Here is a 15402-nt window from a genome sequence, read left to right on the forward strand (position 1 = left end):
ACCGTTTATAAAGATTAAGACATGACAGCCACAATCAAAATCCTGCTGGTCGACGACCATCCCCTGGTGCGCGACGGCCTGCGCGCGCGGCTGGAGGCGATGCCGCAATTCCAGGTGGTGGCCGAGGCCGGCGGCGCGGCCGAGGCGCTGGAGCAGGCCGCCCAGTGCGAGGTCGACCTGGTGCTGATGGACATCAATATGCGCGGCACCAACGGCATCGAAGCGACGGCCCAGTTCAAGCAGGCGTTTCCGCGCATCGCGGTGCTGATCCTGTCGATGCACGACAAGCTGGAATACGTGTCGCAGGCGATCCAGGCCGGCGCGCGCGGCTATGTGCTCAAGGACGCGCCCGGCAAGGACATCGTGGTGGCGATCGAGACCGTCATGTCCGGCGGCATTTACTACAGCGCCGCGCTGGCGCGCCAGCTGGCCCAGCCGCACACCCAGGACAACCAGCTGACCTCGCGTGAGCACGAGGTGCTGCGCCACATCGCCAACGGCGAGTCGAACAAGCAGATCGCCCGCGCGCTCGACCTCAGCGTGCGCACCGTGGAAACCCACCGCCTGAACATCAAGCGCAAGCTGGGCATCGAGGGGCAGGCCGAGTTGATCCGGTTCGCGGTCCAGCACGTGCAGTAACCTTGCGGCGGTTGCAATCCTGTTGTAAATACAGAGTATCGACTCTAATTCTATTAAGCAATTTTTAACAGTGCGTGTTTGTGCGGCAATATCTGCTATATTCCTGCACCGCTTGTGTATTTGCAATTGTATAAAAGTAAACGTTTCGCGCGCGATGATTGGTCTTACACTGGTCGTATTGAAAATAACAATACTGTCGGGTGGTAATTGATTGCCTAATATCAATGCTTGATCTAAGATTGCGCGCACAACCTTCAATGAGATATTGATGTCTGCGCCTGAAACTAGCATGTTTCCACTGGTGGAATTACAAGCCGTGTCCAACGCTCACAACGAGTGGGTGGCACTGACTTTTGAATTGTCCGCAGACTCGGGCGACGCCTTCCAGGCGGCGCTGACCTTGCTCAAGACGCAGGACGCGTTCGCCGCGCTGGCGCCGCTCGATTGCATCCTGCCGGTGGCCCAGCCGGCGCTGCTGGAACTGTCCCAACTGTCCGAGCTGCCGCCCCACCGCGTGATCCTGCGCGTGCCGGCCGCCGCCTGCGCCGAGCTCCCGGTGCAAAAGAAACTGTCCTCGTATGCCGACGCCGGCTACCGCATCATGGTCGACGGCGTGGCCGGCATGGACGCCACCCTGTGCGGCGCCAAGTCGCTGATGGTCGACGCCGCGCTGGTGATGCCGCCGGTGCTGGCGCTGGTGGCCCAGCCGGGGCCGCACCTGGCCGCCGGCATGGGCAGCGAAGCGCGCATCGCCGAATGCGCCCAGGCCGGCTTCAGCTGGTTCGCCGGCGACTTCGCCCTGCATCCGCCGCAAGACATGAACGCCGGCGACGGCACCTCGCGCAAGCGCCTGCTGGCGCTGCTGGGCTTGCTGGCCCGCGACGCCGACTCGCGCGAGCTGGAAGTGCTGCTCAAGCAGGATCCGGCGCTGTCCTACCATTTGCTCAAGCTGGTGAACTCGGCCGCGTTCGCGCTCAGTTCGCCGATCCACAGCTTCGGCCAGGCCATCAACGTGCTGGGCCGGCGCCAGTTGCAGCGCTGGCTGCAGCTGCTGCTGTACGCGCGCCAGCAGGACGACGGCATGTCCAACCCGCTGCTGCCGCTGGCGGCGGTGCGCGCCGCGCAGATGGAAGGGCTGAGCAAGGCGCTCGGCTGGGAGCGCGACCAGCAGGACATGGCCTTCGTGGCCGGCGTGTTCTCGCTGCTGGACGTGTTGCTGGGCATGCCGATGACGGAAATCGTCGCCGCGCTCAGCCTCGACCTCGACGTGGTGATGGCGCTGCTCGACCGCGCCGGCCCGCTGGGCGAACTGTTGGCCCTGGTGGAGCGCCACGACCGCGCCGGTCTGGACCAGGCCGGCATCGACCATGAGACCTATTGGCAAGCGCAATTGCAGGCTTACCACTGGGCGATCCAGGTCAGCAGGAATATCTAAGCCATGGTCGCGCATCCCGTCTCCGATTTCCTGAGCAACAGCGCGGCTTTATGCGACGCGGTGTTGCGCTTGCGCGGAGCGGCGCTGGCCGAGGAGCTGGGGCGCATCGTCCGCAGCGTGATGAACAGTCCGCTGGGCGAATTCCTGCCGGCCGACACCCACGCCATGCTGCTCAAGGCGCCGGTGATCGAAGTGCTGGCCGCCAACGACGACGCGGTGCCCAGCCTGACCCAGGACATCCTGTTCGACGACGAATATTTCGGCCGTTTCGTGGTGTCCGGGCGCGAGCGCTACAGCTCGCTCGACCGCGAACACCTGGCCAGCCTGGCCAACCTGGCCGGCAGCGTGTTGCAGGTGCACGCGCTGGCGCAGCGTTCCAGCCACGCCTACGTGCAGGTGGAATCGCAGCTGCAGCACCAGGCGCAGATCCTCGACCACATCCACGAGTCGGTGCTGACCATGGACATGAGCGGCTTCATCATCAGCTGGAACAAGGGCGCGGAGCGCCTGTTCGGCTACAGCTCGGTGGAAGCGGTGGGGCGCAACATCCTGTTCCTGTACGACGACGAGGACGAGAGTTTCGACGACACCTTCCTCGAGCAGGGCGGGCGCCTGATGGAAGTGCGGCGCAAGAAAAAGTCGGGCGAAGTGTTCTGGGCCAGCCTGTCGCTGTCGCCGCTGCGCGACATCAACGACCGCGCCATCGGCCTGATCGCCTACCTGACCGACATCACCGAACGCAAGATGGCGGAAGAGCGCATCCACCACCTGGCCTACTACGACGCGCTGACCAACCTGCCGAACCGCTCGCTGCTGACCAAGCTGGTCGACCAGGCCTTGACGGTGGCCCAGCGCAGCAAGCTGCACGGCTGCGTGTTGTTCATCGACCTCAACCGCTTCAAGCTGATCAACGACACCCTGGGCCGCAAGATCGGCGACGAGTTGCTGTGCGAAGTGGCGCGCCGCTTCCGCGCCGTGCTGCGCGACCAGGACCTGGTGGCGCGGCTGGGCGGCGACGAGTTCGCCGTCGGCCTGTTCGACATCGGCCAGCATTTCGAGGCGAGCATGGTGGCGCAAAAGCTGCTGGGCACCTTGAACACGCCGATCGTGATCGACGGCCACGACCTGCGCGTGGGCGGCAGCATCGGCATCAGCGTGTACCCGCAGGACGGCGGCGACGCCGAGACCCTGCTGCGCCTGGCCGACATCGCCATGTACCGCGCCAAGCAGGAGGGCGGGTCGGAAGGCGACCACGTCGCGTTCTACAGCCAGGACATGAACCAGGGCATGCAGGAGCGCATGCGGATTGAAACGGGGCTGCGCCACGCGCTGGGCCACGGCGAGCTGCTGTTGCACTACCAGCCCAAGTTCAGCATCGACACCGGCAAGATCATCGGCGCCGAAGCGCTGGTGCGCTGGCGCCATCCGATACGCGGCCTGGTGCCGCCGATCGAGTTCATTCCGCTGGCCGAGGCCACCGGGCTGGTGGTGCAGGTCGGCGAATGGGTGCTGGAAGCGGCCTGCGCGCAGGCCAAGGTGTGGAAGGATGCTGGCTTGCCGCCGATACGGCTGGCGGTCAATGTGTCGGCGCGCGAGTTCACCTCGGCCTTGCCGGGGCGGGTGCAGGAGACGCTGACGCGCTACGGGCTGGAGCCGACATGGCTGGAGCTGGAGATCACCGAAAGCACGCTGATGCACAACATCGACCGGGTGATCGGCATCATGGACCGGATCACGGCGCTGGGCGTGACCTTGTCGCTGGATGATTTCGGGACGGGGTATTCGAGTTTGTCGTACTTGAAGCGCTTCCCGATCGATACGTTGAAGATCGACCGTTCGTTCACCATCGGCATACCGGGGGATGCTAATGATTGTGCGATTGCCAATACCATCATCAGTATTGCGCAGCAGCTCAAGCACAAAGTCATCGCCGAGGGCGTGGAGACGGTGGAGCAGCTGGCGTTTTTGAAGAATTCGGGTTGTGATGAGGTGCAGGGGTATCTGTTCTCGCGGCCGCTGGAGGCGGAAGCGTTCGAACAGGCGCTGCGCGAGAACTGGACGCCGGGGCAGGCCAGCCGGGCCGCTTGAGGGCGGATCGACGGTTCGGCACCCAAGTGGGGGTGAAATCTGTATAATGCTGCACACTTAGGAAGCGTGGCCGAGTGGTTGAAGGCACTAGTCTTGAAAACTAGCGACGGGTTAAACTGTTCGTGAGTTCGAATCTCACCGCTTCCGCCAGGAAATAAAGAAACCGCCTTCGGGCGGTTTTTTATTGCCTGGCGGAAGCGAGCAGGGCCCCTGCGGGCCCTGCGTGTGAGATTCGAAGGGCATGGCCCTGCAGGGCCATCCCGCTCCGAATCGCCCAACTGCTGCCGCGTAGCGGCAGCCTAGCGCGCCGAGGGCGCGCGGTGCGTGCATACTCTAACTCTCACGGTAAGCAGACCGGCGGCTCGTCAAAAATTTCCTAATTTCAATTCCATGATGCAATAAATGTCCAATTGCCGGAACACCCCGAGCGCGCCCCTATATCGAGGTCATGCCCAGCGGCACGAAGTTCTGGCGCATGAAGGTACGCCAGGCGAATGGCAAGGAGTCGCGGCTGTTCTTTGGCAGCTAGCCCGGGGTCACACTGGCAGGTGCTCGCGCAGAGCGTAGCATTGTTAAGCAGCATCGTGCTGAGGTATGGTAAGGATCGCTCTTATGTTCCGCTGCGCATAAAAAGGAGTCCTTGTCGCACCCCTTTCTCTTCGGGGTTCCTTTTCGTGTTACCGTATTCAGCGCCGTTAACTTTTGGGGGTAGAGCAATGAAAAATATCGGCTTCTTCGGAGTGCTTGCGCTTGTACTTGGCGGATGTGCCTTAGTGCCAGTCCAAGATCAGACCCTTAAAAATGCTAAGGGCGGGGAAATAACATGCAAGCAAGTGGGCACGGGCCTGTTTTCCTCTTCGCTCGGGAAGTCTCGATTTGATGACTGCGTGGCGAAAGCCCGCGCTGACGGGTATCAGTAAGAAACACATCCCGCACTGTGCTATGTGTAACGGCTCGCGTTTTAAACGGGCCATGCTCGCATTTGACGCCGATCTCAGCTCGAATTAATTGCAACTGGCGACGCGATCATGCTCATGCCCTCTGCAAATGAGCTTACAATCGACGGCGCTGGCTCGCATTCCACGGTGGCGTGCTCGCAATAGATGAAAATGAAATTAGATCACCATCTGCGGACGTACAGCGGCACTTACATTTTTTCCTCAAAGGGATGCCTGTGGGAATTTATAAATGCAACGTTTATGCCAACAAAGATGATCAAAATCCGGAGCGCAGTGTACTTGTACGCGGCGATACTGAAAAAGATGCGGTGAGCAAAGTGGCCAATCTTTATCCGAATTATCCACGAGTAGATTCGTGTGGACTAGCGTCTGATGGCGAGGCACTCATTTTGCCTGATGCTCAAAGTCATATCGAACAATTCACATCCTCCAACGGTAAATCCATACCTTCAAAAAAGTGACTGCCGCAAAGAGGTAAGACTCTTGGATTGGCGTATGCCCTGTTTGGGTACATCCAGCCGGCAGGCTTCCATCGGCGGGCACGCATGGGGGAAAATATTCTGTCCTTATAACGATCAGGAATGCCGCTGCGGAGAATTTTGCATCACGTCCATCTGGAGTAGCCCGAGAAATCCAGGCAATCATGCAAGAGCCATTAAGCGTGTCGTAGACAATTGCACCGGACGGAAGAGTGAAGCTGCGGACGCCGATCAGACCGGCGATGCACCCAAGGAGTCGGAAATGGAATTTACTTTCAAGCTCAACTATCAACTGTCCGGCGCGGATGGAAATCAGGACGAACTGGTCGAGCGCCTGGGCGGGGGCGGATGTGATGATGCCCTGATTGGCATAGGCGTCCCGGGCCGAATAGCGCTTGAATTTACGAGGGAAGCGAACTCTGCCTTTGAAGCCCTGACCAGTGCACTGACCGATGTAAGGCAGGTCATCCCATCTGCCCAGCTCATCGAGGCGGGACCAGATCTGGTTGGTCTTACCGACATTGCGGACGCGGTTGGCGTGACGCGTCAAAACATGCGGAAACTGGCGGTGAATAATTTCTCCACTTTCCCCGTGCCTGTCCACGCGGGCAGCTTGTCCTTGTGGCATTTGGTCGATGTGCTTCATTGGATGAGAAAAAAAGCTGCGTACAACATCGCTCCTGGCGCCATTGAAGTTGCGGAGGCGGCGAAGCAAATTAATCTGGCTAAAGGCGCCAAGCAAATTGAGCCTGCGACTGTAGACCTGATGCAGGCATTGTTCGTCTAAGATGCATCCGTGAACAAGCTAGCTGTATGGCGGGTATTTGACGAATACCTGTTATGCGCGTAATCTGTAAATATTCGTTATACAGGTAAAACGCAGAAAGCATCTCATGAAGCAAATTCTGGCGCTCTCCAAACAGCTTGGGCCGCTTCTTCAGTCGGTGCGCAAATCCGCTGGTCTTTCGCAGACGGAGCTCGCGCAACGTGTGGGCATTAGCCAAAGCCGCATCTCCGCGATGGAGCTGGACCCTGGATCGATCAACGTCGAACAACTGTTGGCGCTGCTAGCGGCACTGAATTACGAAGTGCTAGTGCAGCCGAAAAACGATGATGCCGAAGTGCGTGGATCAGCCACGCCGGATTGGTAAGCCATGGGACGCAAATCGCACTCGCGCTCGTTATCGGTCTGGAGCAACGGCGAGCGCGTAGGAACCTGGACCATCCCCGCTCGTGGCGAAACACAGTTCCTCTATGATAAGGCGTGGCGGGCATCGGCTGTGGGGCGGCCGCTGTCGCTGTCGTTGCCCTACACAGGCGACCAGCCTTTGCGAGGCGATGTCGTCCGCGATTTTTTCGACAACCTGCTGCCGGACAGCGAACCTATCCGCAAGCGCCTGGCATCGCACTACAAGCTGGCGTCCATTGAAGCGTTCGATTTGCTGCAGGAAATCGGCAGGGACTGCGTTGGCGCGGTCCAGCTGCTGAAGGAAGACGACGCGCCCACCAACGTCAAACGCATCGATGGCAGTCCGATGTCCGAAGAGGACGTCGAACGGCATCTGATCCAGCTCACGCAGTCGGGGACGATGGGGCGCGGCGAGGATGCCGACGACTTGCGCATCTCATTGGCTGGCGCGCAGGAAAAGACCGCTCTGCTGTGGCATAACGGCGGTTGGATGCGGCCACATGGATCGACCCCTACCACCCACATACTCAAATTGCCCTTGGGGCTGGTCGGCCACCGCAAAGCGGACCTGACGGCATCGGTAGAGAACGAATGGTTGTGCATGAACCTGCTGGCGGGATTTGGCCTGCCGGTTGCCCAGACCGCCATCTTGAATTTTGGCGGCCAGAAGGTGCTCGGTGTCGAACGCTTCGACCGCCGAATGCACCCGTCCGGAAAATGGATCATGCGCTTGCCGCAGGAAGACTTTTGCCAGGCCCTCGGAGTACCGTCGCACTTGAAGTACGAGAGCGACGGCGGGCCGGGCCTGGCGGATCTGGCTGCGGTGCTGCGCGGCTCCGAGCGCGCGCAGGAAGATCTGACGACGCTGTTGGCCAGCCAGGTGTTGTTCTGGATGATGGCCGCGCCGGACGGTCACGCCAAGAACTTCAGCATCCACTTGCTGCCGGGGGGGCGCTACGCGCTGACGCCGCTCTATGACGTCATGTCGATTTGGCCGATAGAGGGTGGCGGGGCGAATCAATATTCGCTGCACAAAGCCAGGCTGGCCATGGCCATGCTGGGCAAGAGCAAGCACTACCGATACTCAGACGTGCGGCGGCGACACTTCAATAGCACCGCTGCAAAGTACTTCCTGCGCGCCGATGCGGAAGACGTCATCGAAAGCGTGCTGGCGAGGACCCAAGGTGCGATTGAGGCGGTCGCGGCTAGGCTGCCGCCGGGATTTCCTGAACGGGTCGCCGGGATGATCTTTGCCGGCATCGAGCGATCCGCAAAGCAATTGAGCGGCGCTTGAACCCGTAAACTTCAAGGCGGCGCTAGTCGAAAAAAGGAATTGACCTTCCCACTGCAGTAAGCTTTACAGTGTGTGTAAGGATTTCGGTTTTGAGCCGACTATTGACTACCCATGTGTTCAAAGATAGGCTAGCAGGACTGTAGACAGCATCTCCCCATGAAGACTTTCCACCCCACTCGGTTTCTGACGGTTATCGTCGCTCTCATCAGTATGCTGTTTATGCAGCTTGCTGTGGCGTCGTATGTGTGCCCCGGAACGCCGGCGGCAGCTCGGAGCCATGCGGCACCAGCCAACCCTGTCATGGCGGATATGCCGAACTGCCAAGGCATGGATGCCGCACAGCCGGCGCTATGCCATCTGCACGCGCATGGCGAGCCCTCCAAGCAATCGCTCGATAAAACGCCTGCGCCAGAAGTGCCGCCTTTCGTCCCGGTCACGTTGCTGTTGACTCTGCAACTGTTCGAGGTCGTCTCGATTGTCGATGCCACCTCCTATCCGCCGATCGAGCTGGCGCGATCGACAGCGCCGCCTATCGCCATCCGCAATTGCTGTTTCCGCATTTAATTTTCCAGACTGCCTAGTTCGTCATCGCATCGCCGCGTCCGGCGAGCGCGATGTTGTCCGTTGCATTCTGGAGGTTCTATGCCATCCCCGTTATCCGTGCATGTCTACGCACGCTCTTCGTGTCTTCGCGTGTTGTCGAAGACCACTTTCACGCTCGCCTGCCTGGCGGCCGCACATGGCGTGCCGGCGGCATCGCCAGCGCTCACGCTGGGCCAGGCCCAGCAGCAGGCAGTCGACCACTCGCGCCAGCTGAGCGCCCAGGATCAGGCCACCGCCGCCGCCCATGAGATGGCGGTCGCGGCTGGCCAACGCCCCGATCCCGTCCTCAAGGTCGGCATCGACAATTTACCTGTCAGCGGCCCTGATCGGCTCAGCCTGACCAATGACTTCATGACCATGCGCAGGGTCGGCATTGCGCAGGAGCTGACGCGCGCCGACAAACTGCATTGGCGTGCCGCGCGCCTGGAGCGCGAAGCGGACAAGGCGCAGGCGCAAAAGGACGTCGCGCTGGCGGCGATCCAACGCGACACCGCCATCGCGTGGCTGGAGGTCTACTACACGCAGCAAATGGCCAGCGTGGTCGCCACCCAGGTGGCCTTGTCGCGACAGGAAATCGAGGCCGCCGAGGCAGCCTACCGTGGCGGGCGCGGCAGCCAGGCCGAGATGCTTGCCGCGCGTTCTGCCTTGCTGGCGCTGGATGACCGGGGCAGCGAGGTCGGCCGCCGCCTGCGGGTCGCCCAGACCATGCTGGCCCGCTGGACCGGTTCCGGCGAGGCCGCCGTCGCCGGCGCTCCCGATATCGACAGCATACGCCTGGACCCGAGGTCGCTCGACAGCGACCTCGCGCACCACCCACAAATCGCGGTGATGAGCAGGCAGGAGGATATCGCGCAGGCGGAGGTCGGCCTGGCGCAAGCGAACCGGCGCGCCGACTGGAGCGTGGAGGTGGCGTTCCAGCAGCGCGGTCCGGCGTATTCCAACATGGTTTCGGTCGGCATTTCGGTGCCCTTGCAGTGGGACCGGAAGAACCGGCAGGATCGCGAACTGAGCTCCAGGCTCGCCGTGCTCGAACAGGCGAAGGCCGAGCGCGACGAAATGCTGCGGGCACACGTCGCGGAGGCGCGCTCGATGATCGTCGAGTGGCAGAGCGGGAAGGAGCGGATCGCCCGCTACGCACGCGAAGCGCTGCCGCTGGCGGATGCGCGCAGCCAGGCGCTGCTGGCCGCCTACCGCGGCGGGAAGGCGACACTGGCCGAGGTGCTGGCGGCAAGACGCAGCGAGGCCGAGCTTCGCTGGCAGGCGCTACAGCTACAGATGGATACCGCGCGGCTATGGGCGCAACTCAATTTCCTCTTTCCAGAGACTGGCGTCACCCAGCATTCCAGCAAGACCAACCATCAGGCGTCCCAATGAATAACAAGAACATGCTCGCGGTGATGATCGCGATCGCCGTTGCCGCCGGCGGATACGGCGCTTACCGATTTGGAATGCGACAAGGGATGAAGGCGGGACCGGAAAATGACGGCGCGGCAGCCGTCGCCACGGGCGGGAGCGACAGGAAACCGCTCTACTGGCACGATCCGATGGTGCCTGGACAAAAGTTTGACCAGCCCGGCAAGTCGCCCTTTATGGACATGCAACTGGTGCCCGTCTACGGCGGCGATGGCGACGAGGGCAGCGTCACCATCAGCCCGCGTGTGCAACAGAACCTGGGCGTGCGCACCGCAATCGTCACGACCGGCAAGCTGTCCGCCGGCGTGGCGGCGGTTGGCAGCGTCGCGTACAACGAACGCGACATGGCGCTGGTCCAGGCGCGCAGCAATGGATTTATCGAACGCTTGTATGTGCGCGCTACGCTCGACCCGGTCAAGCAGGGACAGCCATTGGCCGAATTGTACGTACCCGACTGGATCGCGGCGCAGGAGGAATACCTGGCGGCGCGGCGCATGCAGGGCGGCGATACTGCATCGCTGGTCGATGGCGCCCGCCAGCGCATGCGGCTGGCCGGCATGAGCGATACGCAAGTCCGCCTGGTCGAAACGAGTGGCAAGGTTCATCCGCGCATCACAATTTCCGCGCCCGTCAGCGGCGTGGTCGCGGAGCTGGGCGCGCGCGAAGGAATGACCGTGACGGCGGGGACGTCGCTGTTTCGCATCAACGGCCTCGCTACTGTCTGGGTGTATGCGGAAGTGCCCGAGAGCCTGGCTGCCCAAGTGCGCCCTGGCGACGCCGTCGAAGCGCGCGCGCCGGCGCTCGCCGGCAGCGTCTTCCGGGGGAAGGTCGGCGCGGTCTTGCCTGAAGTGAGCAGCGCCACACGGACGCTGAGAGCGCGTATCGAGCTGGCCAACCCGAATGGACAACTGGTGCCGGGCATGTTCGCCACGCTTACGTTCACGTCGCATGGCGGCGCCGAGGTCCTCCTGGTGCCATCCGAGGCCGTGATACAGACCGGCACGCGCAGCGTCGTCATGCTGGCGCAGGAAGGTGGAAAGTTCATGCCGGTCGATGTGGAGCCCGGACTTGAAAGCCATGGCATGACCGAGATTCGCCAGGGCCTGGCGGCCGGACAGAAGATCGTCGTATCGGGCCAGTTCCTGGTGGACTCCGAAGCCAGCTTGAAGGGAACGGCCACGCGCATGGGCGAGATGGCGATGCCCAGGACCCCGGCGGCGGGAGCGACGAAATGATCGCAAAATTGATACGCTGGTCTATCGTCAACCGTTTCCTGGTTTTGCTGGCGACCGTTTTCATTGCCGCATGGGGCATGTGGTCGCTGGCGCGCACACCGCTCGATGCGATCCCGGACCTGTCGGATGTGCAGGTCATTATCCGCACCACGTATCCGGGGCAGGCGCCGCAGATCGTCGAGAACCAGGTGACCTATCCCTTGACGACCACCATGCTCTCGGTGCCGGGGGCGAAGACGGTGCGCGGCTATTCCTTCTTCGGCGATTCCTTCGTCTACATCCTGTTCGAGGATGGCACGGATCCCTACTGGGCCAGGTCACGCGTGCTCGAATACCTGAACCAGGTGCAGTCCCGCTTGCCGGCGCAGGCGAAAACGGCGCTCGGCCCGGATGCGACCGGCGTCGGCTGGATCTACGAGTATGCGCTGGTGGACCGCAGCGGCAAACTGGACCTGTCCCAGCTGCGCGCCTTCCAGGATTGGTTCCTGAAGTTTGAACTCAAGGCGGTGCCGAACGTGTCGGAAGTGGCCAGCGTCGGCGGCATGGTGCGCCAATACCAGATCGTGCTCGACCCCGACAAGCTGCGCGCCTATGCCATCCCGCACGGGAAGGTGATCGAGGCGGTGCAGCGCGCCAATCAAGAGACCGGCGGCGCCGTCATGGAACTGGGCGAGGCCGAATACATGGTGCGCGCCTCCGGCTATTTGCAGTCGCTCGACGACTTCCGGAAAATCCCCCTGGTGACCACCGATGCCGGGGTAGCGGTGCGGCTGGGCGACGTGGCGCGCGTGCAGCTCGGGCCCGAGATGCGGCGTGGCATCGCGGATCTCAACGGCGAAGGCGAAGTCGCCGGCGGCGTGATCGTCATGCGCTCGGGGAAGAACGCGCAGGAAACCATCGCCGCCGTCAAGGCCAAGCTCGCCACGCTCAAGTCGAGCTTGCCGGCCGGCGTGGACATCGTCCCCGTGTATGACCGCTCCCACCTGATCGAGCGCGCGGTCGACCATCTCCAGCACAAGCTGATCGAGGAATTGATCGTCGTCGCGGTGGTCTGCGCGATCTTCCTGTTTCATCTGCGCTCGGCGCTGGTGGCGATCGTGTCGCTGCCTTTGGGCATCCTGATCGCCTACATCGTGATGTCGTATCAGGGCGTGAACGCCAACATCATGTCGCTGGGGGGCATCGCGATCGCCATCGGCGCCATGGTCGACGCCGCGGTCGTCATGATCGAGAACGCCCACAAGCATATCGAGGCATGGCATCACGCCCACCCCGGCCAGCGCCTGGCCGGTGATACGCAATGGGCCGTGATCGGCGACGCCGCCGCCGAAGTGGGGCCGGCGCTGTTCTTCTCGCTGCTGATCATCGTGCTGTCTTTCATTCCGGTGTTCACGCTGGAGGCGCAGGAGGGCCGCTTGTTCGCGCCGCTGGCCTACACCAAGACCTATGCCATGGCGGCGGCGGCCGGCCTGGCGGTGACGCTGATTCCGGTCTTGATGGGCTACCTGATCCGGGGCCGCATCCCCGAGGAACAACGCAATCCGCTGAACCGCTGGATGATCGCGCGCTACCGGCCGTTGCTGGAAATCGTCCTGCGCCGTCCCAAGGCCACCCTGGTCGCGGCCGGCCTGATCGCGGCCGCGACGATCTGGCCGATGTCGCGTCTGGGCGGCGAGTTCATGCCGCCGCTGGATGAAGGCGATTTGCTGTACATGCCCTCCGCATTGCCGGGCATCGGCGCGGGCAAGGTGGCCGAACTGTTGCAGCAGACCGACCGGCTGATCAAGGCGGTGCCGGAAGTGCAGACCGTGTTCGGCAAGGCCGGCCGCGCGGAGTCGGCCACCGATCCGGCGCCGCTGGAAATGTTCGAGACCACCATCCAGTTCAAGCCGCGCGACCAGTGGCGTGCCGGCATGACCATGGACCGGCTGGTCGAAGAGCTGGACCGCACCGTCAACGTGCCGGGACTGTCCAATATCTGGGTGCCGCCGATACGCAACCGCATCGACATGCTCGCCACCGGCATCAAGAGTCCGGTCGGCGTCAAGGTGGCCGGCGCCAGCCTGCGGGAGATCGATCGCATCACCAGCGACATTGAGCGGGTCGTCAAGGGCGTGCCTGGCGTGTCGTCCGCGCTGGCGGAGCGTCTCAATGGCGGGCGCTACATCGATGTCCGGATCGACCGCGATGCGGCGGCGCGGTATGGGCTGAATATCGCCGATGTGCAGAGCGTCGTGTCCAGCGCCATCGGCGGCGACAATATCGGCGAGACGGTCGAGGGCTTGCAGCGCTTTCCGATCAATGTGCGCTATCCGCGCGAGCTGCGCGACTCGGTCGGGAAGCTGCGCGATCTGCCGGTGCTGACCGGGCGGGGCGCCCAGATCCGGCTGGGCGACGTCGCCGCGATCCGGATCGACGATGGCCCGCCCATGCTGAAAAGCGAGAACGCGCGGCTGTCCGGCTGGGTCTATGTCGACATCCGTGGCCGCGACCTCAGCTCCGCCGTGCATGAGATGCAGCAGGCCGTTGCCCGGCAGGTGCGGCTGCCGGCCGGCTATTCGGTGTCCTGGTCCGGGCAGTTCGAATACCTGGAGCGCGCGACCGCCAAGCTCAAGCTCGTCGTGCCGATGACCTTGCTTATTATTTTCGTCTTGCTGTACCTGACCTTCAAGCGGGTGGATGAAGCGGCCTTGATCATGGCGACCCTGCCGTTTGCACTGGCCGGCGGTATCTGGCTGCTGTGGGCGCTTGGGCACAATCTGTCGGTCGCCAGCGGCGTCGGTTTCATTGCCCTGGCGGGCGTGTCGGCCGAATTCGGCGTGATCATGTTGCTTTACCTTAAGCAGGCATGGCAAGCGCGGCTGGCCCAGGGCGCCGCGGGCGAGGCCGACCTGCTGGACGCGATACGCGAAGGCGCGGTGCTGCGTGTCCGGCCCAAGGCGATGACGGTGGCCGTGATCCTCGCCGGTCTGGTGCCGGTCATGATGGGATCGGGCACGGGGTCCGAAGTCATGCAACGGATTGCGGCGCCGATGGTCGGCGGGATGATCACCGCGCCCTTGCTCTCCATGTTCGTGGTGCCGGCGGTCTACCTGTTGTTACGGCGCCGGTCGATACGCGCCGCAGCCGTGGTCGTAATGACGCCGGGGAGCGATCGGCCATGAAACGGGCTGACTCGTCGGGAATGGCCTTGTTGGCCGAAGATGTTATCCTCGGCCACCGGCCCGGTGCCAGACTTCAGGAGCGTGCGATGATGATGTTTCGTTGGTGGATAACGCTGATGCTTGCCGTCGGCAGCAGCCAGGCCTGGGCCGACGGCCAGACCTTCCGCATTCCCACCCGTCCCGGCGTCGAGACCAGCGTCTACTGGGAAGCGCGGGAGGGCGCCAAGGCCACCGTGTTCCTGTTCACCGGCGGCAACGGCGGCTACGGCAAGGTGGTCGACGGCAAGCCCACCAGCCACAACTTCCTGGCCCGCAGCGTGGCGCTGTTCCTGGCCGACGGCTTCAACGTCGCCATCTTCGGCCTGCCCAGCGACACCCCCGCGCTCGACTACAGCGACCGCGTCAACCCCAAGCACCTGGCCGACGTGCGCGCCGCGCTGGAGTTCGTGCGCGGCAAGAGCCCGGCGCCGGTGTGGCTGGTCGGCACCAGCCGCGGCACGGTGTCGGCCGCCTACGTCGCCATCGCCAGCGTGGACGATCCCGGCATCGCCGGCCTGGTGCTGACCTCCAGCGTGACCGCCTTCAAGAAGGAGGGCGCGGTGCCGGCCCAAAACCTGGCCGCGCTGAAACTGCCGGTGCTGGTGGTGCACCACGCCAACGACGCCTGCGCGATCTGCCGCCCCTACGAAGTGGACTGGATCATGAAGGGCCTGAAAAACGCCCCGCTCAAAAAACAGTTGATGATCACCGGCGGCGGCGACCCCAGCGGCGACCCCTGCGAGGCCTACCATCACCACGGTTACATCGGCCAGGAAAAGGAAGTGGTCGACCTGATGTCGTCCTGGATGGGCCATCCTGCCAATTGATGATTTGACATCAAGACTGGCGCGCCCGATAATCGACG

Annotated in this window: 12 protein-coding genes, 1 tRNA gene and 1 pseudogene; all 14 read left to right on the forward strand. The window is 62.9% G+C overall.

The annotated features are described in order from the left end of the window. Nucleotides 1-21: 21 nt before the first annotated feature. The 14 genes and pseudogenes from AC07OK_RS11735 to AC07OK_RS11800 all read left to right on the forward strand — a co-directional run bounded on the left by AC07OK_RS11735 (nt 22) and on the right by AC07OK_RS11800 (nt 15364). Entirely contained in the window at nt 22-639 is a 618-nt protein-coding gene (locus AC07OK_RS11735; protein ID WP_217945567.1) for a response regulator, read from the forward strand. 268 nt (nt 640-907) lie between these two features. Continuing rightward, nucleotides 908-2074, forward strand: coding sequence for an EAL and HDOD domain-containing protein (locus AC07OK_RS11740; RefSeq protein ID WP_494690472.1), 1167 nt, complete (start codon nt 908-910; stop codon nt 2072-2074). A 3-nt stretch (nt 2075-2077) separates the two neighbouring features. Then, entirely contained in the window at nt 2078-4162 is a 2085-nt protein-coding gene (locus tag AC07OK_RS11745; protein ID WP_494690473.1) for a putative bifunctional diguanylate cyclase/phosphodiesterase, read from the forward strand. Nucleotides 4163-4222: 60 nt separating this feature from the next. Next, a tRNA-Ser gene (locus AC07OK_RS11750) sits at nt 4223-4312 on the forward strand. A gap of 940 nt (nt 4313-5252) precedes the next feature. Continuing rightward, nucleotides 5253-5582, forward strand: coding sequence for a hypothetical protein (locus AC07OK_RS11755; RefSeq protein WP_494690474.1), 330 nt, complete (start codon nt 5253-5255; stop codon nt 5580-5582). Between the two features lie 34 nt (nt 5583-5616). Continuing rightward, nucleotides 5617-5817 (forward strand): annotated as a pseudogene (locus AC07OK_RS11760) (hypothetical protein); the annotation flags it as partial. A 45-nt stretch (nt 5818-5862) separates the two neighbouring features. Next, on the forward strand, nt 5863-6387 hold the full coding sequence (locus AC07OK_RS11765; protein ID WP_494690599.1) for a helix-turn-helix transcriptional regulator: 525 nt from the start codon (nt 5863-5865) through the stop codon (nt 6385-6387). A 106-nt stretch (nt 6388-6493) separates the two neighbouring features. After that, entirely contained in the window at nt 6494-6751 is a 258-nt protein-coding gene (locus AC07OK_RS11770; protein ID WP_494690475.1) for a helix-turn-helix domain-containing protein, read from the forward strand. 3 nt (nt 6752-6754) lie between these two features. After that, a complete protein-coding gene (locus AC07OK_RS11775) occupies nt 6755-8083 on the forward strand; it encodes a type II toxin-antitoxin system HipA family toxin (RefSeq protein WP_494690476.1) in 1329 nt (442 codons plus the stop codon). Between the two features lie 156 nt (nt 8084-8239). After that, nucleotides 8240-8647: a hypothetical protein gene (locus AC07OK_RS11780; RefSeq protein WP_494690477.1), complete on the forward strand. Its 408-nt coding sequence runs from the start codon at nt 8240-8242 to the stop codon at nt 8645-8647. Between the two features lie 129 nt (nt 8648-8776). Then, entirely contained in the window at nt 8777-10060 is a 1284-nt protein-coding gene (locus AC07OK_RS11785) for a TolC family protein (protein ID WP_494690478.1), read from the forward strand. A gap of 23 nt (nt 10061-10083) precedes the next feature. Beyond that, entirely contained in the window at nt 10084-11334 is a 1251-nt protein-coding gene (locus AC07OK_RS11790) for an efflux RND transporter periplasmic adaptor subunit (RefSeq protein ID WP_494690600.1), read from the forward strand. After that, on the forward strand, nt 11331-14498 hold the full coding sequence (locus AC07OK_RS11795; RefSeq protein WP_494690479.1) for an efflux RND transporter permease subunit: 3168 nt from the start codon (nt 11331-11333) through the stop codon (nt 14496-14498). Before AC07OK_RS11790 ends, AC07OK_RS11795 begins: the two co-directional genes overlap by 4 nt. 86 nt (nt 14499-14584) lie before the next feature. Next, nucleotides 14585-15364 (forward strand): alpha/beta hydrolase, encoded by a 780-nt coding sequence (locus AC07OK_RS11800; protein WP_494690480.1) that lies wholly within the window; start codon nt 14585-14587, stop codon nt 15362-15364. Nucleotides 15365-15402 lie beyond the last annotated feature (38 nt).

It is taken from the genome of Duganella sp. GW821-FHT07G03 (genome assembly GCF_059418605.1).